General features: G+C 43.1%; 20 protein-coding genes. 2 read left to right on the top strand and 18 right to left on the bottom strand.

The annotated features are described in order from the left end of the window. Window positions 1-189 precede the first annotated feature (189 nt). The 13 genes from D8886_RS10915 to udk all read right to left on the bottom strand — a co-directional run bounded on the left by D8886_RS10915 (window position 190) and on the right by udk (window position 11,351). Window positions 190-969, bottom strand: a complete 780-nt coding sequence (locus D8886_RS10915; protein ID WP_125435661.1) for an L-threonylcarbamoyladenylate synthase — start codon at window positions 967-969, stop codon at window positions 190-192. A 99-nt stretch (window positions 970-1,068) separates the two neighbouring features. Beyond that, window positions 1,069-1,659 (bottom strand): 3-isopropylmalate dehydratase small subunit, encoded by a 591-nt coding sequence (gene leuD / locus D8886_RS10910; RefSeq protein ID WP_125435659.1) that lies wholly within the window; start codon window positions 1,657-1,659, stop codon window positions 1,069-1,071. Window positions 1,660-1,668: 9 nt separating this feature from the next. Continuing rightward, window positions 1,669-3,051: a 3-isopropylmalate dehydratase large subunit gene (leuC, locus tag D8886_RS10905; protein ID WP_002930201.1), complete on the bottom strand. Its 1,383-nt coding sequence runs from the start codon at window positions 3,049-3,051 to the stop codon at window positions 1,669-1,671. A 1-nt stretch (window position 3,052) separates the two neighbouring features. After that, window positions 3,053-3,319, bottom strand: coding sequence for a DUF1294 domain-containing protein (locus D8886_RS10900; protein WP_125435657.1), 267 nt, complete (start codon window positions 3,317-3,319; stop codon window positions 3,053-3,055). Then, a complete protein-coding gene (leuB, locus tag D8886_RS10895) occupies window positions 3,316-4,353 on the bottom strand; it encodes a 3-isopropylmalate dehydrogenase (RefSeq protein ID WP_125435655.1) in 1,038 nt (345 codons plus the stop codon). The genes D8886_RS10900 and leuB overlap by 4 nt, the downstream gene beginning before the upstream one ends. 12 nt (window positions 4,354-4,365) lie before the next feature. Next, window positions 4,366-5,934 carry a 2-isopropylmalate synthase gene (locus D8886_RS10890; RefSeq protein ID WP_125435653.1) on the bottom strand — a complete coding sequence of 523 codons (1,569 nt, stop codon included), beginning with the start codon at window positions 5,932-5,934 and terminating at the stop codon, window positions 4,366-4,368. 522 nt (window positions 5,935-6,456) lie between these two features. Continuing rightward, window positions 6,457-6,768 (bottom strand): hypothetical protein, encoded by a 312-nt coding sequence (locus tag D8886_RS10885; RefSeq protein WP_002909944.1) that lies wholly within the window; start codon window positions 6,766-6,768, stop codon window positions 6,457-6,459. 11 nt (window positions 6,769-6,779) lie between these two features. Further along, window positions 6,780-7,094: a hypothetical protein gene (locus D8886_RS10880; protein WP_002909945.1), complete on the bottom strand. Its 315-nt coding sequence runs from the start codon at window positions 7,092-7,094 to the stop codon at window positions 6,780-6,782. Then, the gene (locus D8886_RS10875) at window positions 7,075-8,790 is read right to left on the bottom strand and encodes a cutinase family protein (RefSeq protein WP_032912474.1); all 1,716 of its coding nucleotides are present in this window, start codon (window positions 8,788-8,790) and stop codon (window positions 7,075-7,077) included. The genes D8886_RS10880 and D8886_RS10875 overlap by 20 nt, the downstream gene beginning before the upstream one ends. Beyond that, a complete protein-coding gene (locus D8886_RS10870) occupies window positions 8,783-9,217 on the bottom strand; it encodes a hypothetical protein (protein WP_002909948.1) in 435 nt (144 codons plus the stop codon). The genes D8886_RS10875 and D8886_RS10870 overlap by 8 nt, the downstream gene beginning before the upstream one ends. A 139-nt stretch (window positions 9,218-9,356) precedes the next feature. Then, complete coding sequence (locus tag D8886_RS10865) at window positions 9,357-9,797, bottom strand: hypothetical protein (protein ID WP_032912475.1); 441 nt, start codon at window positions 9,795-9,797, stop codon at window positions 9,357-9,359. 85 nt (window positions 9,798-9,882) lie between these two features. Beyond that, on the bottom strand, window positions 9,883-10,551 hold the full coding sequence (locus D8886_RS10860) for a YoaK family protein (RefSeq protein ID WP_125435651.1): 669 nt from the start codon (window positions 10,549-10,551) through the stop codon (window positions 9,883-9,885). A gap of 164 nt (window positions 10,552-10,715) precedes the next feature. After that, the gene (gene udk / locus D8886_RS10855) at window positions 10,716-11,351 is read right to left on the bottom strand and encodes a uridine kinase (RefSeq protein ID WP_185761300.1); all 636 of its coding nucleotides are present in this window, start codon (window positions 11,349-11,351) and stop codon (window positions 10,716-10,718) included. 79 nt (window positions 11,352-11,430) lie between these two features. Between udk and D8886_RS10850 the strand changes: the two genes are divergently transcribed. Together D8886_RS10850 and D8886_RS10845 are read left to right on the top strand one after the other, a co-directional pair. Beyond that, entirely contained in the window at window positions 11,431-12,441 is a 1,011-nt protein-coding gene (locus D8886_RS10850; protein ID WP_125435647.1) for a Gfo/Idh/MocA family protein, read from the top strand. Continuing rightward, a complete protein-coding gene (locus tag D8886_RS10845) occupies window positions 12,431-13,522 on the top strand; it encodes a DEAD/DEAH box helicase (protein WP_185761299.1) in 1,092 nt (363 codons plus the stop codon). The genes D8886_RS10850 and D8886_RS10845 overlap by 11 nt, the downstream gene beginning before the upstream one ends. Before the next feature lie 92 nt (window positions 13,523-13,614). On the opposite strand, the gene D8886_RS10840 is transcribed toward D8886_RS10845, so the two are convergent. From D8886_RS10840 to D8886_RS10820, 5 genes are all read right to left on the bottom strand, one after another. Then, entirely contained in the window at window positions 13,615-15,012 is a 1,398-nt protein-coding gene (locus D8886_RS10840; RefSeq protein WP_125435643.1) for a polysaccharide deacetylase family protein, read from the bottom strand. 61 nt (window positions 15,013-15,073) lie between these two features. Next, window positions 15,074-15,460: a lactoylglutathione lyase gene (gene gloA, locus D8886_RS10835; RefSeq protein WP_002895748.1), complete on the bottom strand. Its 387-nt coding sequence runs from the start codon at window positions 15,458-15,460 to the stop codon at window positions 15,074-15,076. Window positions 15,461-15,572: 112 nt separating this feature from the next. Beyond that, window positions 15,573-16,511 carry a ketopantoate reductase family protein gene (locus tag D8886_RS10830; protein ID WP_125342270.1) on the bottom strand — a complete coding sequence of 313 codons (939 nt, stop codon included), beginning with the start codon at window positions 16,509-16,511 and terminating at the stop codon, window positions 15,573-15,575. Window positions 16,512-16,526: 15 nt separating this feature from the next. Then, window positions 16,527-17,918, bottom strand: a complete 1,392-nt coding sequence (locus D8886_RS10825; protein ID WP_125342271.1) for a sensor histidine kinase — start codon at window positions 17,916-17,918, stop codon at window positions 16,527-16,529. Then, a complete protein-coding gene (locus D8886_RS10820; RefSeq protein WP_002895755.1) occupies window positions 17,908-18,582 on the bottom strand; it encodes a response regulator transcription factor in 675 nt (224 codons plus the stop codon). The genes D8886_RS10825 and D8886_RS10820 overlap by 11 nt, the downstream gene beginning before the upstream one ends. Window positions 18,583-18,654 lie beyond the last annotated feature (72 nt).

The raw sequence follows: 18,654 nt of genomic DNA, 5'->3' as shown, positions 1-18,654 counted from the left end.
GTCATATAATCATTCATCTAATCGTGACATATAAATACTTTTTCATAAGTTAACCATCCCTTTATATCCTGTTAATATATTATTCTATATATTATAGCATAATTATAGGAAAAAGAAAAGAATTTATAAACAAAAAGCGCTCAGTGCGGAAGAAGATCTTCTCTCCTACACTGAGCTTATTTTTTTATCTTAGTAATATTCACCCTGACGGTAATCCCATGAGTTGAAAGTATCGGACAGGTGCATCATGATTTTGTCGATGTCCAAGCCTTTGCGGATGACTACTGGTGCTGGTGAGATGGAACGTTGGCCACCTTGTTCTGGAATTAGTTTTCCATCCTTGTCAACCATAGAGACCATGACACCTTGCTCGTAGCGAGTTTCAATGGTCTTGTCTGACTGGATAGAAGCTACATAGTCATCTGCTTCAATAACGAGGTCAACAGCATTTTCGATGCGCTCGCCAATCCCTTCGACCTTGCCGCGGTTTCCTTTACCGGATGGGTTAGCGGAGGAAGCATAAACCATCTTGCCTTCTTCCCAAAGCTTAGCTGCCAGCTGCTCGCCCGCCTTACCAAACTTAATAACAAAACAGCTAGTGCCACGAACATCTGTCATCAGCTCTTCCCGACCGTCGCCAAAGGCTTTGAGCTTTTCAAAAGCTTCTGGCTTCCATGGAAGGATACAGCCCAAGAGGATGTCTTCATCCCAATGCTTTTGATAAAAAGCTTCAATTTCCGGATTTAGCTGAGCCAAAGCACGGAGCTCATCCATACTGGCACAGAGGACAACACCTGGCTTATTACGGTTACGAGACTTAGCTTCGAACTTACGCTCCAAGCCAGCTTTATCGCTGGTCATGATGATGTAACCCACCTTGGTCGGGCAAACGATACAGCCGCCATCGCTTTTCAAGATGTCATAACCTTCTTGTGAAAGCTGTCCGTTCCATTGAATGTGTTTTGTCATAAGTTTCTTCCTTTTCTATTAAATTAAGATTTATTTTACCATATATTTTTATCGGAGACAAGGTTTTTTCAGAATTTTCTCAATATAGCAAAAATAAGGTTACTGCCAATAAGATGGACGATTTTTTTCATATTCTGTAATCAAATCCTCGTACTGCAGCGTAATGCCGATGTCATCCAGACCGTTGAGGAGCTTGTGCTTCCATTCTCCATCAATGTCAAAGGAGAATTCTCCCACCGGTGAAAAAATCTTCTGCTGCGTCAAATCCACCGTCACTTCATCCGTTGGCTTCAGATTAGCCAAGGCTTGCCGCACTTCGAGCGGCTGGACGATAGGCAGCATACCGTTATTAAGCTCGTTATTGTAGTGAATATCCCCGAAAGATCCGGCAATGACTACCTTGAAGCCATAGTCAGCTAAGGCCCAGGCAGCGTGCTCCCGAGAGGAACCCGCACCGAAATTGTCCCCTGTAATCAGAATAGTCGCCTTGCGATACTCCGGTCTATTAAAGACGAAATCAGGATCTTCGGTGTACTGATTGTCCAGATAACGCCAAGCGTACATAAGGTACTTACCAAAGCCTTTTTTATCAATTAACTTGAGAAACTGCTTGGGCAAAATTTGGTCTGTATCGATATTATCGTTCATGAGGGGGACTGTTGTCCCCGTGTAGATTGTAAATTTTTCCATAAAACTTCCTTACTGGACCTCCGGTAGTTGGCGGACGTCTACGAAGTGCCCGGCAATGGCTGCCGCTGCTGCCATGGCAGGACTGCAAAGATGGGTTTTAGCACCAAATCCCTGACGATCCTCAAAGTTCCGATTACTGGTCGAAGCACAGTGGACTCCGTCTGGCACCTTATCTGGATTCATTCCCAGACACATGGAACAGCCCGGATCGCGCCACTCAAAGCCTGCATCCATGAAAATTTTATCCAGTCCCATCTTTTCAGCAGCCCGCTTGACCGGACGAGAGCCTGGCACAACGATAGCTGTCAGATTGGGAGCAATATGCTTGCCAGCGACAAACTTAGCTGCCAGCTGCAAATCGCTGAGTCTGGCATTGGTACAGGAGCCGATAAAGATATAGCCTAGGTCAATATCTTCTGCTTTCTTACCTGGGGAGAGATCCATGTAATTGTAGGCCCGCTCGTCGTTCATATCACGGATTTCAGGGAAAGCCGCGCCAAACTCTACTCCCATAGAAGGATTGGTTCCCCAAGTCACCATAGGTGCCAGCTCGGAGACATCAATCTCAATAACCTTATCATAGACAGCATCAGGATCACTGACCAGAGTCTTCCAATCGGCTACCGCCGCCTCAAAGTCCTTGGGAGCGCCCGGCCGGCCTTGAACATAATCATAAGTCTTCTGGTCGGGATTCATAATGCCCATCTTGGAGCCAAACTCTATAGACATATTGCAGATAGTCATACGCTCTTCCATGGTCAGATGGTCAATCGCATCACCAGCATACTCGACCACATGACCAACACCAGCGGCCACACCATATCGGGCAATCAGAGCGAGGATAAAGTCCTTGGAATAGACACCTTTAGGTGGCACTCCAGTAAATTTGACCAACATTTTCTTAGGCTTGACCTGCCAAATGGTCTGCGTGGCAAAGACGTGCTCCACCTCCGAAGTACCGATTCCAAAAGCAATAGCTCCAAAGGCTCCGTGAGTGGCCGTGTGACTGTCACCGCAGACGATGAATTTGCCCGGCTGCGTCTTGCCCGTTTCGGGTCCAACCATATGAACAATCCCCTGCAGTTCCGATCCGTGAGCTGCATGCTCAATACCAAAATCCTTGACATTCTCAGAAAGTTTATCAATCTGAGCCTTGGAAATCACATCCCGAATATCATAGATATTGACCGTAGGAACATTATGATCAAAGGTTCCAAAGGTCAAATCCGGCCGTCTAACCTTGCGCCCTGCATCTCGAAGACCTTGAAAAGCCTGAGGACTGGTTACTTCATGAATATAATGCTGATCCACATACATAAGCTGGGGCTGGCCTTCTTCACCAGTTATCAGATGCCTTTCCCACAGCTTATCAAAAATCGATTTTCCAGCCATACTAGCTTCTCCATATGTAATATAAAATTCCGATTTTCACTATTATTCCGCAAATCCAAGCCAGCCAGAAATACCATTTTCTGGTCTTGTGGTGAAAGAGTCGACCGCCTAATAAAGCGCCCAAACCTCCGGCTGCCAATGCTGACAAGAGCAAAGTCTTCTCTGGAATGCGGTAGTGATTTTTCTTAGCCTTACGCTTATCCCAGCCATAAAGCAGGAAAACGATAAGGTTCCAAAGTAGGCAAATACCTGTTAATATCCATTTCATAAATTATTAATAATTGACTCCGTCATTTGAGCTGTCCCTGACTGACCACCCAAATCTCGGGTTAAGATACCCTGAGCCAAAGTCTTCTCCACCGCTGCTTCAATCGCTTCTGCAGCTTCAACCTCTGCAAAACTATCCCGCAGCATCATGGATACAGAAAGTATCATGCTGATAGGGTTGGCAATGCCCTGCCCCGCAATATCTGGAGCCGAACCATGGATGGGCTCGTAAAGACTTGGTCCAGATGCCGAATGACTGGCCGATGGCATAACTCCCAGCGTCCCTGACAAGACACTGGACTCGTCGGATAGAATATCTCCAAAAAGATTTTCCGTTACCACAACATCAAACTTAGCAGGATTGGTAATCATGAGCATCGCAGCGCTGTCCACCAGCTGGTGCTCCAAGGTCACATCTGGATAATCCTTGGCCACCTCATTTGCTACTCTGCGCCAGAGTTTAGATGTCGCTAGCACATTTTGCTTGTCAATACTGGTCACGCGCTTTCTGCGACCACGCGCAATGTCAAAGGCTTTACGGACAATTCGCTCCACCTCTTCATAACTGTAGTCGTTAATATCACGCGCAGATCTGTCCTCCAAAATATGCTCACCAAAGTAAATCCCACCAGTCAGCTCACGCACGACCACGAAGTCCACGCCAGCAATTCTTTCAGCCTTCAAAGGCGACAAATGCTTCAAAGAATCGAAAATCTTAACTGGGCGGATATTGGCATAGAGTTCAAGCTCCTTGCGCAGAGCGAGCAAGCCTTGCTCTGGCCGAATCAGAGCATTATCATACTGGGGACTGCCGATAGCTGCTAGGAGAATAGCATCCGCCTCCTTGGCCGCTTCTAGAGTTGACTGAGGGAGAGGATGACCTTCCGCATCAATACCAGCACCCCCAAAAGCTTTCTCCGTGATATGATAAGTAAAACCGAACTTGCCCGCAACAGCAGCCAGTACTTGGAGACCGGCTTCCATGATTTCTGGGCCAATACCATCACCTGCCAGAGCTACAATTTCTTTTGTCATAGTCGCTTCCTTCTAATTATTTGTAGGCAGATCGCGATAAGATACCTGATGGCCGATTTCACCAGCATTTTCCTTTTGCACAAAGGTGTTGGCATGGATATAGGCAATGGCGCTGGCCTTAAGAACATCAAAGTCAATACCAGAGGAGTTGAAAATTGTATCTGTATCCGTATTTTCAACAGCTACCAAGACGCGAGCCTGAGAGTCAATACCATCCGTTACCGCTTCAATGTTATAAGACAAAAGTTGGACAGATTGGTTAAAGAATTGGTCAATGGCATTAAAGATAGCTTCAACACTTCCTTTACCTTCTGCCACACAGCTGACCGTCTCTCCGTCGCCATTAACCAGCTGCACATCTGCTGTGATGGTATGGTCATCATTGGTCGTCAGCTGCAGATCATCAAAGTGGAAGCCTTCAGGATTTTCGACCGTCGTTCCAGCAATCAGAGCCCGAATATCAGCATCCGTGACTTCATTTTTCTTATCAGCCAAGACCTTAAACTTAGCAAAGAGATCATTGATTTCAGATTCCGCAAAGTCCAGAGCCAGTTCTTTGAGTTTTTCGACAAAGGCATGGCGGCCAGACAGTTTGCCAAGCGGCAGTGAATTGCTCTTGACTCCAACCAACTCTGGTGTGATGATTTCATAGGTCAGTGGATTCTTAAGAACACCATCCTGATGGATACCGGACTCATGAGAGAAGGCATTGCCGCCAACAACCGCCTTGTTCTTAGGCACTGGAATACCAGAGAAGCGGGATACCAGCTCAGAAGTGTTGATGGTTTCATTAAGGACAATGTCTGTCTCAACTTGGTAATAGTCCTGACGAATCTCCAATGCAACTGCAACTTCTTCCAATGCTACATTTCCAGCCCGCTCACCAATACCGTTGATAGTTCCCTGAACACGACCAGCACCGTGCTTGATAGCCGTCAAAGTATTGGCCGTTGCCATGCCAAGGTCATCATGGCAATGAACACCAAATACCACCTTATGATCAGAAGTCACATTTGCCACTAGGTAGTCGAAAATATTTGCAAACTCTTCCGGAGTAGTAAAGCCGACTGTATCTGGAATATTGATATAAGTCGCACCTGCATCAACCGCTGTTTGTACCACCTGAAAGAGGAAATCCAGCTCTGTTCGTGTCGCATCCTCTGGTGAAAACTCGACTATCTCAAACTTGGAGCGAGCGTAGGAGACATGCTCTTTCACAGCTTCTAAAATCTCTTCCTTGGACTTTTTCAACTTAAACTCTCTGTGAATAGGACTGGTCGCAATGAAAACATGAATCTGTGGATGCTTGGCATACTTGAGCGCTTCATAGCAGGCATCAATATCGGACTTGACCGAACGCGCTAGCCCAGTAACAGAAGCTTTTGTGATGGCTTTAGCAATCTCCTGCACCGCCGCAAAAGAATCTGGACTCGCAGCAGGAAAACCGGCTTCAATGACTGAAATACCCCACTTCTCTAACTGCTTGGCAATAGCCACCTTCTCCTTGATAGAGAAATTCACTCCTGGTGTCTGCTCGCCATCCCGGAGGCTGGTATCAAAAAACTCAACTTTGCGTGTCATAGACAACTCCTTTTCTAAGATACATAGACCATTTAGGAAAAATCTTCCCCAACTTCTAGGTCGTGTTCAATGACTGAGACGGTATGAGACAAATTGATTTCAGAAAAATCAAGATGCATTCCCACTCCCGTCGCTCCTTTAGAAACCATTTCTTCCTCATCAGAATTTGAGGTAAGATAGGTGAAATAAAAAACATCTCACTTGAGGAACAAGCGAGATGTTAATTTACTCCCGCTTGGTAAGCCAAACAGGACTAATGCTTTTGCACTAGCCCGAGTAACGCAACAACAAAGGAAAGTTTGAAGATTGAGTTGACCTCATGTTTGACTAACTCCTTTTTGAGATGGTTTCTTATTGTTTAGTATTTTAACACAGTATCATAAACCTGTCAAGAAAAAGTCTATATTTTCTGAAAATTTTTAATATGCTGGATTATTTTTTGGGGATTTAAAACTGTAAATACGAGAAAAAAGAAGTAAGGCAAGTCTCACTTCTTCTTTTTTTCAGCAATCGTAACATAGTTTATTCACTCACTTCATCCAGCTTATTCTGAAAGCGTCTGTTCTCCTGATAGCGAGCTTCTAGAACATCGTCTATGCGCTTTTTGTATTGCTGATGGTATTGATCCAGATTATCCTCTATTTGAAAAATATAAGGTTGAGCTGCTGTCAAAGGAACCTCTCTACATGCATAAGAAATCGCCTCTAAAAGTTTGTTCGTCTCCCTATCAAACTTATGATAGTATGTATCTAAGTCTGTCTCTACTCGGTCTAACTCACGCAGTTTTAGTGCATGTTCATCTTCCAATTCTCGACGCTTCTTTTTATCCAGCATTACCTCTCCTCCTATCCCTTGATTGGACTATCCAAAGAAGGCATCTGCATCGTCTGAGTTAGATGAGTTTCAGCAGCTTGCGCTGCCTTCCCTTCAAATCCACCCTTTATATTTTTAACATAGTTAGTAGAAGCATAATTTTTCATATCCAAAGCCGCCTCCTGTAGCTGAGTTGCTAACTCCGCTCCTTTAGCAAGAATAAGCTGCTCTTTGGCCGCTATCAAAGCCTTGATAGCTTGCCGCTCCTGCTCTTTCATCTTTTCTTTAAACTGTTTTGCCAACTCCACTTTAGTTATGAGGGCATCATCATTTACTATCAGCACCATTCTTACCCCTCCATGTTCCTTTCACATCTGCTAAGAGATTATTGAAATCCTCAGCTTGCTGAGTATCGACTGCTGCAAAATCTCCACTAGCTCTAACCAAAGTCATTCCCAACTGTTCAATCTCTGTCATAAAGCCTTTTGCAGATGTCTCTGTGCTGCTTTCAATCGTATCATCCCAAAAACGAGAAACATTAAAATCAGCCAATAAACTCGCTACCTCTGTACCACTCAGATAGGTCACCATTCCCATCGCCTCTGTACTCGTATCCTTTACTGTATTTTGGACAAATTCTTTGGCATCCGACAATAAGGTTTGAACATGCTTAACTTTATCTTCCATTTCAAAGATAGCCAGCTGTGCTGCAGTCTGAAGGAGACGAGCACGAACCAAAATTCTATCTTCTCCTGTAAGATTGCCATTTCCCAACTGTTCCTGATAGCGAGTAATAGCTTCACGATCCCAAGCCATAGATTCCAAGCGAGCAACCCTAATAATTTCCTTGTATTCTGTCTCAAATTGATGATAGAAGGCATACCCCAAAACAGCCCTATCAGGAAGATCTCCTTTCATTAGAGAATTGAATATATTTGAAGCGGTTTCTTCATCAACTCCCAGTTTTCGAAGAGCATCCAGAGTTTTAGCAATTAGACGAGCTAGCTTTTCACCCGCTCTCAGCAGTTCTGGATGATAATCAGCAGAAGCGGTCAAAAAAGAACCTTTACCGTCTCCCTGAAAAACACCAAAATCATGGGCACTCTCCGAATCGAAACTCTGGGTATAGTATAAGGGAACCACAATATTAACTTTACCAACTGGTCCACCTTCACCTCTTACATGATATTGCTCACCGTCCTCAGGTAAATGAGCAATTGTATATTCTCGATTAAGCATACTCACCATGTCAAAGGGATTGACATAATATTCAATTTTTTTACCTATGGCTTTGATTTGATCTGGAGTTAATCCCATTTTTAAAAGGCTTTTGGTAGTATCCGGACCATCAAAGAGGACCACTCTTCCAATCTTATCTAAATCATTACTGCTCAATCCAGCTATTCCTTGAACCGTCACCATGGTCCCTAGCGAATGTGCTGAAAGATCCATTGTTGCATTAGGCGCTTTCTCTCTCATTTCTTGGATACGAGTTTTCATGGCCTCGGTTGCCAAAGGAGCTTGTGGAATATGGATGTGATTAAACGCAAACTGAGCGTCATTATCTATCCAATCATTCAAATTTAGTGCTTTGATGCCCCGCTCAAGTATCTTATCTAAGTTAAAACCATCGCTACCTCGAATAGCCATATAAGTTTTCTTGGTATCTTTTCCCAACGTCGGCGTATCCGTTAAAAAATAAGAATTAAAGCCCGCTTTTTCGTCAGTCATTAACCCCTTTTGATAGCTGTCTACAATACGTGGCTCACGTCTCATACCGTTCGTATCAGGTACTGGTACGGTGGTAATTTTATTGACATCGTGCAAATCAGAATCAGGTTGTAAATAGACCCTGCCATCATAAGGAAGATTCTTACCTCCAGGGGTGATTTCTTCATCATAAATTACTTCTTTTGAGAAATCAAATACTTTTACTTTGGTTGAGTTATTTTTAGGTGGAAAATTATTAGGACGACCAGTATAAGCCGACTGCGCTAAATCTCCATAAAAATTATCAAAAGTTTTTAAATTACTATTACTCATAAATATCCCATACATTGCCTTTCAAGACTCTTATCGGTTGCATTTCAGAAATTCTCTTAATATCAGGAATACTGTTTCTATTATGTTCTAGCGGGAAACCCAGAGTAAATTCAGAATCTTCAATATTATTAATTCTTCCGCTTAAAGTTAGTATATTCCCCCCACCTTGAGGAGTTCCGTTACCTATATCCTCAATTGTCAAACTACCCCAGTCAAACTGAACACTTTTAACTTTAGGATTTCTGGATTTAACAAATTCAGCCATTTCTTCTTCATGCTTTTTTAAATAAGCTAGCTGTTTCTCTTTTGGACTTCTCAAATCGAAAGTCTCATCTGTGAATAAACTTTTGTTTTGAACTGTCATAATTGTCCCTCCTATGACTAGAGTGGTTGCTATCGCAAGAATAGCTAATCTATTTTTTTTCATTATTTATCCTCCAAAGTAAAGAGAAGTTACTATTATTATATCATGAATACATTAAAAAATAATTTTGAAAAGTATTCCGTAAAATATGAAATTTACAAACTGCGCTAAATTTGCGTAGAAATTATGAAAGTTTTTTAAATTACTCTTCGCCAAATCCTCTTCCTCCTACACGAAGCGGACTCCCACTTCCAATTCCTTCAATAAAATCTTCTTTATTGTTCTTTCCATCTTTTATGTAAACCAAAACACTCCAACTTGAATCTTTGATATGATTAAAACCACCAAAAACTCGAATAACATTACCTCCACCCTGCGGTGTTCCATTTCCTATTTCTTCCCAACGTGTTTCTTCCCAAGCAATTTGAACAGACTCCACTTTAGGATTTAAAGACTTCACAAAATCTTCTATTTCTTTTTTATGCTCCTTCAAATAAGCTAGTTGTTTCTCTCTTGGACTTCTTAAATCGAAAATTCCATCTGTGAATAAACTTTTGTTTTGAACTGTCAGAATCGTCCCTCCTACGACCATAGAAGTGGTTAGCGCTACGATTGATAGAGTCGCTATTTTGCTTTTTTTCATCATTTTCTCTTATATTTCTACTTCTTTCTATAATTTCACAATATCACTTCTTAAGGCACTTCGTTTCTAAGAAGAATATACATCCTCATCTCCTCATATACTGAACGCCTCGGAAAAGGAGAAAGGCTGTTAGAATCAGAGAAACAAGCCAGATGGTCTTCAGAAGGTAAAATTGAATCAGATAGGTAGAGATGATGGCTCCAACTACAAAGCTTGCCAATAGGGCTACAAAGAAAAGGCCTTCTTGTAAATCTTTCCCTTTCTTGTTTCGAGCATAGTTGCCAAAAGCTACCATGGTTTTCTTGATATTCCCCGTCATAAAGGAGTTGTTATAGACAATGCCATCCACCTCGCCAAAAGCCGTCGCAACCAGTCCCATGCAGAAAGCCAGTGGCGGCACAATATAGAGGTGGGGGACATTTGCTGGCAAAAATCCAGCGATAACTGTCGTCAATATCAAAGGAAAAACACTGGACAGCCTGCGCCAAGAATGCTCAAAATAATGCTGAAAAACAGTCATCAAAAAAATCCCCAGCATAAAGGCCAGCATAGTCGCTAATTTAACTTCGATTCCTCTTGTCTCCTGATTGATGAGTTCAACCGAAAGGAAAACGACGTTTCCTGTCTGCCCTGCCACCAAGGTCCCTCCCCTCTCAATGAAGGTATAGGCGTCGATAAATCCTGCACAAAAGGTCAAGAGACAGGCAAAAAATTTTGAACGAGAGTGAAACTCTCTTTTTACAAATTGTTTCATAAACCACCTACAAAATAAGGGAGTGACCAGACTCCGAAAATCATAGATTTCAGTCCGTCCACTTCCCCTTGCTAGATTATATATCAAAAATCTTGCAGCTACTGCGATTCACCAGATTCACAAACTTTTGTTTCCTCAAATGACCGAGCAGAAAGCTACGTGTGCTAGCCCTCTCTGGCTTCCTTAAGGATTTTTTCAATCTTGGTCGTAATCAGGTCAATAGCCACCTTGTTAGAAGCTCCCTCTGGAATGATGACATCCGCATAGCGCTTGGTCGGCTCAATAAACTGATGGTACATAGGCTTAACGACACCCAAATACTGCTCAATAACACTATCCAAACTGCGTCCTCGCTCTTCCATGTCTCGCTTAATCCGACGGATAATCCGAACATCATCATCTGTGTCCACAAAGATCTTAATATCCATCAAATCCCGCAGGCGCTGGTCCTCCAAGACCAAAATCCCCTCAACGATGAACACATCCTGAGGATCCTGGCGATAAGTCTTTTGGCTGCGGGTATGCTCCGTATAGTCGTAAGTAGGGATATCCACTGGCCGACCAGCCAAGAGCTCCTTAATCTGCTCAATCATCAGGTCCGTATCAAAGGCAAAAGGATGGTCATAGTTGGTCTTAACCCGCTCCTCAAAAGTCAGATGCGTCTGATCCTTATAGTAGGAGTCATGCTCAATCATGGCAATATTTTCGTTGGGAAAATTAGCCAAAATTGCTCGAGAAACACTGGTCTTTCCGCCTCCGGAACCACCAGTCACACCAATAATAATAGGTCTATTTTGCATTATAAGCTCCATCTCTTGTTATCTTATCTATTTTACCGCAATTCATGTTATAATGAAAGAGCTAAAATAAAAAAAGTACATGCTTAAAAATAGAAAAAAGGGGGTTTTTATGTTCAAACTTGGAATCATCGGAACAGGTTCTATTTCTCATGAGTTCATCAAGGCCGCTCACTCAACAGGCGACTATCAGCTGGCAGCTGTCTACTCTCGGACTCTGGCTTCTGCTGAGCGCTTTGTGCAAAACTATGAAAATACAGCCGTCTATATTGAAATGCTGGACTTTCTGTCATCTGATATCGATGTTGTTTATATCGCCAGTCCCAACAGCCTGCATTTCAATCATGCCAAGGTAGCTATTCTGGCTCGTAAACACGTCATTGTCGAAAAGCCTACGGTTTCTCGTCCCAAAGAATGGCGGGAATTGGTCAAGCTGGCTGACGAGCACCAAGTCTATCTCTTTGAAGCTGCCCGCAACTATCATGAGCAGGCCTTTGATACAATCAGTGATTTTCTCAAGGACAAGACCGTCTTGGGAGCCAACTTTACTTATGCCAAGTATTCTTCTAAAATGCAAGCTCTGCTTGCAGGAGAGCAGCCCAATGTTTTCTCAGCCAAGTTTTCTGGTGGTGCTTTGATGGATCTGGGTGTCTATCCTGTCTATGCGGCTATCAGACTTTTCGGCCATCCTCGCTTCGCTCGCTACAGCGCCCAGCAGCTAGCCAATACGATTGATTTAAATGGAGCCGGCTGTCTCATCTATCCAGACTTTCAAGTTCAGATTCAGGCAGGTAAAAATATAAACAGCAATCTGCCTTCGGAAATTTACACGGATCAAGGAACTCTGACTTTAGACGGAATTGAATTTATCAGCTCAGCTATTTTCCAAAGTCTGGACGGTCAAGAGGAGGCGCTGCCTATCCAGCGTGCTTCCCATACCATGCTGGAGGAAGCTCAGGCTTTCGCGCGAGTGCTCAAGGGCGGACAGGATGCGGTTTATGAGAAATGGTTGAATGCGGCTACGGCTGTTCACGAAAGCTTATTTGCCATGCGCAAGGACGCTGGCATTAGATTTGAGGTTGATGATGATTAAGGAACAATTTCCCCCAAGCTGGCAAAATCAGCTGGCTCAACTAGGCTTTGAAGATTTGACAGCTATTCAGGAGAAGATGTTTGAGCCTATTTCTGCAGGAGATACGGTGCTGGGAATCAGTCCGACTGGTACTGGTAAAACTCTGGCCTATCTCTTTCCCAGTCTGCTCAAACTGACACCTAAAAAAGCCCAACAACTCTTGATTTTAGCTCCTAATACTGAGTTGGCTGGACAAATCTTTGAGGTCTGCAAGACTTGGGCGGAGCCTTTAGGGCTGACAGCCCAGCTCCTGCTCTCTGGCTCCAGCCAGAAGCGACAGATTGAGCGCCTTAAGAAAGGTCCTGAGATCATCATCGGAACACCTGGTCGGATTTTTGAATTAGCCAAGCTCAAGAAAATCAAGATGATGAATGTCGAAACCATTATTTTGGACGAATTCGACCAGCTGCTCAGCGATTCTCAGTATCACTTTGTAGATAAAATCACCCACTATGCGCCTCGTGACCACCAGCTGGTATATATGAGCGCCACCGCTAAGTTCGACCACGACAAGATTGCTGAAAATACTCTAGAAATCAGCATTGCCGACCAAGTTTTGGATAACATCCAGCATTTTTACATGCAAGTCGAAAAACGTGATAAAGTGGAGTTGCTGCGTAAGTTATCCAATGTTGAAGATTTCCGCGGACTGGTCTTTTTCAACGCTCTGTCAGACCTAGGCAGTGCTGAGGAAAAACTCCAATATCATGAAGCCAATGCCGTTTCTCTTGCCAGCGATGTCAACGTTAAGTTCCGCAAGGTGATTTTGGATAAGTTCAAAGAGCATCAGATTACTCTCCTGCTAGCCACTGACCTAGTTGCTCGCGGCATTGATATTGACTCCCTAGAATGCGTCGTCAATTATGAGCTTCCGCGCGATTTAGAAACCTATACCCACCGCTCTGGACGAACCGGCCGCATGGGCAAGGAAGGCTACGTGATTACCTTCATCAGCCATACAGAAGAGCTGAAAACATTGAAAAAATACGCCACCGTCCGAGAAATTGTATTAAAAAATCAAGAGCTTTATGTAACGAGTTAAGCTAAAAAAGCTTTGGAAATCTCATGTTTCCAAAGCTTTTTGCTTTTACTCATTGCCAACAAGAATTTCAAAAAACTAACCCCAAGACCGTCTTAGTCTCTGCCGTAATAAATACGATGCGGCTCTAGCTGGCCTTCCAGCAGCTCATCGACCGTTACCAAAGTATAGCCGTTACTCTTCAGATACTCGAGAACACTTGGCAGAGCGTCAATACTGGTCTGGTGAATATCATGCATGAGGATAATCGAGCCTGGCTGGGTTTTGGCAATCTCTTGCATAATGGCTTTAGTATTGCGTGTCTTCCAGTCTAGACTGTCTACATTCCACATGATAAAGGACTGGTCAACCGAATTTTGAATTGTAGCATTAATAGCTCCATAAGGAGGCCGCGTAATCGTTGGCTTGATGCCTATGACATTGTTAATAGCGGTCTGGGTATCAAGGATTTCTTTTTGGGCTGACTCCAGAGGTAGTTTGGTTAAGACTGGATGGTCCCATGTATGAATCCCAATCTGATGACCTTCATTGTGCACGCGCTTGACAATCGCTTCATTACCAGCAATGTTTTGCCCAACCATAAAGAAGGTCGCCTTGGCACCGTATTTCTTTAGGATATCCAGAGCCTGCGGTGTTGTCTTAGGATCTGGACCGTCATCAAAGGTCAGAGCAACCATTTTCACATGCTTCTTAGCCTCGAAACTCTGATAAGCTGCCAAGTCATCTCCAGTCAGATAGTCCGCATTGATCTGGTCATAGAAGCTAGACAAAGGAACGTCAATGCTAGTTAAGCCTTGCACTTCCTTACTCAGCTTAATAGAAAAATGGCTGTACTCATAACGGAAGGACAACTGACCCAACTCCGTTCCATTGAGGGTGTTGAGAATTTCCGTCTGCACCGCCTCATCGGCCTGTCTAAAGGTCAGCTGGCTGGATATTTCGTTGATGAAGATTTCCTTAGCTGCATCAGGATCCTGAAAGAGCTTATCCAGAGTGAAAGGGCTGCCGTCTGCACCAAGGTAGCTGTCAGCAACTTCCCGCTCTTCTCCTTTACTGATTTTCATCTCTTTGACATGATAGTCCTTGCGATGCACCAGTACTTCTTTAACATCCTTCAGGCTCGTTTCTTTTTCCTCGGCATAGTAGAAGGTCAATTCCTCAATCTTATCGCCCTTCTTCTGATTATCCTTAATCGTCTGGCTATCTGCGTCCATCTGCTCCTTGACGCTTGCCACGACCTGTCCATCTAGCAGAGGATAAAAGGACTCCACATAGTGGCTGCCAATCATCTTGCTCTGCTTTTCAGTATTTTCAGCGTGGAGGGTCTCTTCTTGGGCAATCAGCACACTAACTTTCTCTTGCAGTTCCTTTTCTTGGAAAATAGCGTAAATTTTTACAGCACCCAGAAATAGAGCAGCAACAAAAGCTAAACCTAGCAAGCTGAGAACAATGAGTGTTTTCTTACCGTGTTTCTTGTTATTTTGTCTTTTCATACACCTGTCCTAAATGAATAAAATTCATCATTTATCTTGCAAAATTAACTGCAGCTAGATGTTAGAGACTCTTCTCACGAATGACTTCCACCTTGTAGCCATCAGGATCTTTTACAAAATAATAATTAGGCGGGTTGCCAGGAAGACCTTTTGGATCTGTCACTTCATAGCCTTTGGCCTTGTGCTCAGCGTGCAGACCTTCCAAGTCTGGCGTGCTAAGTGCCACATGAGCAAAACCGTCCCCAATCACATAAGGACCATGGTCATAGTTATAGGTCAGTTCAAGCTCATAATCATCACCTTCCAAACCTAGATAAACGATAGTAAACTGATAATCTGGAAAATCCTTGCGACGAAGCTCCTTAAAACCAAAAGCCTCTGCATAAAAAGCAATAGACGCTTCCAAATTCTCCACACGCAAACAAGTATGTAACATTTTTGATGCCATAATTTCACCTCATTCTTTCTTGTCTATTATTATACCCTATTTTGGGCAAAACTTATATTAAATTTTTAAAAAAGTAAATAAAAGCAGATAAAAAGCAAGCCATTAAGGCCTGCTAAGAATTGTTTTTCAAAAACTGTTCAATGAAGTCGCTATACGAATTCCATTGAGGCATGGGAATGCTTTCTTTCTCAGCACTTCTTTTGATTTCAAAATATTGATCAACCCATTCGGCATAGCCTGAATGCATATGATTTGTGACCATTTCGGCAACCAACGGCTGACTCAACATGAACTTCATTACTGGAACCAAGAGAAATAGGGGCAGGGATAGATATTTAGTAGGTTTATAACGATGTTTAGGAATGCCATATCGCTGACAGAGTTCTAAACCTTCTCGCCAAGCGCAAATCATCTTTCGAATTGCTTTTTTATCTTTCAAGAGTGCATCAAAACTCCCCGCTTCTGCAACTGCACCTGCCATTACCGCCTCCTGAAGGCAGTGAACCTTCATCCAAGAAGCCAAGTCAGGCATAGCATCAATGCCTATCCCACTAGCTGTGAAGATAGAAGACAACTCTGATATGTAAGAATCATCATCAAGTAACGTAGCTTCTTTGAAAATGATAGCTTGGATCCGACCATCACTCTTTCGCCCTCCTCCAACAGAAGAAGGAAAAGCTAACGACACCTGCTTTCTGTCCAAATAAGAAGGAATCTTGGAGTTGATATTCCAGTTATTCTGTAAAATAAGTAAATGAGCTTTTTCCTTTATAGCCGCCAAATGATCCAATGCCTGCTCTAGTTGCAAACTATTTACCGTTAAGAGAATCAGGTCATAGTCTTGATCAATGCTCGTCACCAATGGCGGTTGAAAATGATGTTCTTTATAGACCTGTTCGTCTTTCCTTAAATCTTTAATAGAAAGTGTGAAGCCTTGCTCTAAAGTCGACAGCTTATGCTCTCTAACTAAGACAGTAACTTGATGTTGATTAGACAGTAACCAAGCGTATGTCAAACCAATTGTGCCAGCACCATAAACCAAAATGTTCATATTAGGCCTCTTCTGCTATTTAACAGAGCGCTTTTTCGTTTCCTTCAGTAGCAGTTTAACTTCAAAGACCGTACCTTTTGGTTTATTGTCCTTGACATAAATAGTGCCCTTGAAAGCATCGACAATCTGCTTGGCCAGAGAAAGTCCCAGACCAAAGCCACCTTTCTGACGGGTCCGAGCCTTGTCCACCCGATAAAAGCGATCAAAAATCTTCTTCTTATCCTCGTTGCTGATACCAGGTCCATTATCTGCTACCCGAAAGATGAGATAACGATCGGTTGAAGCAGCCATGACACTGATTTCGCCGTCATCATCTGTGTACTTGATAGCATTGTCAAATAGAATGGTCATCAGCTGCTTGAGGAAAATTTGATCTGTCACAATAGGGTGCTTGATCATATTTTCTGAATGAAAAGCTTTTTTATTTTCCCTTGCGATAATGCAGTAATTAGCAAAGGTTGTATCAAAAAATTCCGGTTCAACTTCACCATATTGGGGCTTGATACCATCATCACGACGAGCCAGATTGAGAAGATTGGTCGTCAATAGGCGCATATTGCGTACTTCATCCAAGCTAGAAGCGATATTTTCACTGCTCTGCATGATTGTAGCTTCAGGCTTACGAAAGAGCGTTTCTAAGCGGCTCTGCAATACCGCCAGAGGAGTCCGCAGCTCGTGGCTGGCATTTTCCACGAAAGCCTTCTGCTTCTGAATACTTTCCAGCAAGGGCTTAACACTCATCCGAGCCAGATAAATACTGGCAATCAGGGAAATTCCCCAAAAGCTGACCATGACCATGGCAATCAACTGCTCATGCTTGCCGCTAGTCTGCTCCAGCTGGCTGATGCTAGTCATGACAACAGCATACTTGATATCAGGATACTCATTATTGGGGTCAATGTCAAAGAGATAAGCCCGGTAGCTTTCTGTCTGGCCAAAGCTGTTGCCAATCACAACTTCCTTGATCTGATTCAAATAGGACTTGTTAAAGTCCAGCGAGTTGAAGTCCAGAAAGCCATCGCTCTTGCTGGTGGAAATATTTTTATAATTATCATCCAAAAGCAAGGCGAAAGTGTTAGAACTGAAATTTGGCGTCGTCAGATTGTCAGGCTTAGGCTCTTCGTTTGGATCGCCATCTGGCTCTTTACTGCTTTTAGGACTTTTAGTGTTGACCTTATTGCTCGGATTAGACTGCTGACCTGTCGTCCGATAGGCCAAATCTGCTACCGAACTAGGATCATTACTCAGGTTTTTCAGATTTTCATCAACTGACGTATAAAGGCTGGAGCGCATAACCTGAATAATAATCAAGGTCATGGCTGAAAAGATTAATGTAAACAACCCAAAATAGCGAATGAAATAAGAGAAATCATCCGCATAAAAGGTCTTCTTGATTTTATTCAGCATCTTTTAAAATGTAGCCGACACTACGAAGAGTATGTAGGTTTTTCGCAAATGCCGTTCCTTTCAGTTTTTTACGAATCTTGGAAACGTACACTTCAACAACGGAAACAGTGGTATCACTGTCAAAGCCCCACAGACGGTCAAAAATTTGGGTCTTAGGCAAGATTACATTTTGATTTTGCAGGAAATAAACCAAGAGGTCGAACTCTTTACCAAGCAACTCAACGTCTTTACCGTCTTTCAATGTTGAATTTGTGGATAGATTGACTGTCACATCACCATAAGAAAGAGTATTCTCGTTGAATTTACCAGCACGTTTCAAGAGCGCCTGGATCCGCATTTTCAGTTCTTCCAAATAGAAAGGTTTTGTCAGATAGTCATCAGCCCCGAGCTCAAAGCCATGTCCTTTGTCATCCAAGCTTTCCTTAGCCGTCATGATGAGAACAGGGGTTGTGACTCCTTTTGCTCGGAGATCTTTCAGCACTTGGAAACCGTCCTTTTCAGGCAGCATGAGATCCAGCAAGATGAGGTCATAAACACCACTCTCTGCTTCATATAGACCTTCTTCGCCATCAAAAACCTGCATTACATCTGCAAAATCATCCAAAAAATCAAAAACTGAGTTTGACAGTCCAAGGTCATCTTCTACCAATAGAATTTTAATCATCTTTCTTTCCTCCAATAAAACTTACCAAGATTATGTCTTTTGGTTTTTGTTTTATTTGCTATTCTTATTATA

Origin of the sequence: Streptococcus sanguinis, from assembly GCF_003943655.1 — a bacterium.
GTDB lineage: Bacteria > Bacillota > Bacilli > Lactobacillales > Streptococcaceae > Streptococcus > Streptococcus sanguinis_F.
This window is presented reverse-complemented; position numbering and strand designations above follow the sequence as displayed.

Excerpts from the sequence above, each read along its gene's own strand:
- D8886_RS10915 (WP_125435661.1), bottom strand. The coding sequence starts at position 969 with ATGACAAAACACATTCAATGGAACGGACAGCTTTCACAAGAAGGTTAT.
- leuD (WP_125435659.1), bottom strand. The coding sequence starts at position 1,659 with ATGGAAAAATTTACAATCTACACGGGGACAACAGTCCCCCTCATGAAC.
- leuC (WP_002930201.1), bottom strand. The coding sequence starts at position 3,051 with ATGGCTGGAAAATCGATTTTTGATAAGCTGTGGGAAAGGCATCTGATA.
- D8886_RS10900 (WP_125435657.1), bottom strand. The coding sequence starts at position 3,319 with ATGAAATGGATATTAACAGGTATTTGCCTACTTTGGAACCTTATCGTT.
- leuB (WP_125435655.1), bottom strand. The coding sequence starts at position 4,353 with ATGACAAAAGAAATTGTAGCTCTGGCAGGTGATGGTATTGGCCCAGAA.
- D8886_RS10890 (WP_125435653.1), bottom strand. The coding sequence starts at position 5,934 with ATGACACGCAAAGTTGAGTTTTTTGATACCAGCCTCCGGGATGGCGAG.
- D8886_RS10885 (WP_002909944.1), bottom strand. The coding sequence starts at position 6,768 with ATGCTGGATAAAAAGAAGCGTCGAGAATTGGAAGATGAACATGCACTA.
- D8886_RS10880 (WP_002909945.1), bottom strand. The coding sequence starts at position 7,094 with ATGGTGCTGATAGTAAATGATGATGCCCTCATAACTAAAGTGGAGTTG.
- D8886_RS10875 (WP_032912474.1), bottom strand. The coding sequence starts at position 8,790 with ATGAGTAATAGTAATTTAAAAACTTTTGATAATTTTTATGGAGATTTA.
- D8886_RS10870 (WP_002909948.1), bottom strand. The coding sequence starts at position 9,217 with ATGAAAAAAAATAGATTAGCTATTCTTGCGATAGCAACCACTCTAGTC.
- D8886_RS10865 (WP_032912475.1), bottom strand. The coding sequence starts at position 9,797 with ATGAAAAAAAGCAAAATAGCGACTCTATCAATCGTAGCGCTAACCACT.
- D8886_RS10860 (WP_125435651.1), bottom strand. The coding sequence starts at position 10,551 with ATGAAACAATTTGTAAAAAGAGAGTTTCACTCTCGTTCAAAATTTTTT.
- udk (WP_185761300.1), bottom strand. The coding sequence starts at position 11,351 with ATGCAAAATAGACCTATTATTATTGGTGTGACTGGTGGTTCCGGAGGC.
- D8886_RS10850 (WP_125435647.1), top strand. The coding sequence starts at position 11,431 with ATGCTTAAAAATAGAAAAAAGGGGGTTTTTATGTTCAAACTTGGAATC.
- D8886_RS10845 (WP_185761299.1), top strand. The coding sequence starts at position 12,431 with ATGATGATTAAGGAACAATTTCCCCCAAGCTGGCAAAATCAGCTGGCT.
- D8886_RS10840 (WP_125435643.1), bottom strand. The coding sequence starts at position 15,012 with ATGAAAAGACAAAATAACAAGAAACACGGTAAGAAAACACTCATTGTT.
- gloA (WP_002895748.1), bottom strand. The coding sequence starts at position 15,460 with ATGGCATCAAAAATGTTACATACTTGTTTGCGTGTGGAGAATTTGGAA.
- D8886_RS10830 (WP_125342270.1), bottom strand. The coding sequence starts at position 16,511 with ATGAACATTTTGGTTTATGGTGCTGGCACAATTGGTTTGACATACGCT.
- D8886_RS10825 (WP_125342271.1), bottom strand. The coding sequence starts at position 17,918 with ATGCTGAATAAAATCAAGAAGACCTTTTATGCGGATGATTTCTCTTAT.
- D8886_RS10820 (WP_002895755.1), bottom strand. The coding sequence starts at position 18,582 with ATGATTAAAATTCTATTGGTAGAAGATGACCTTGGACTGTCAAACTCA.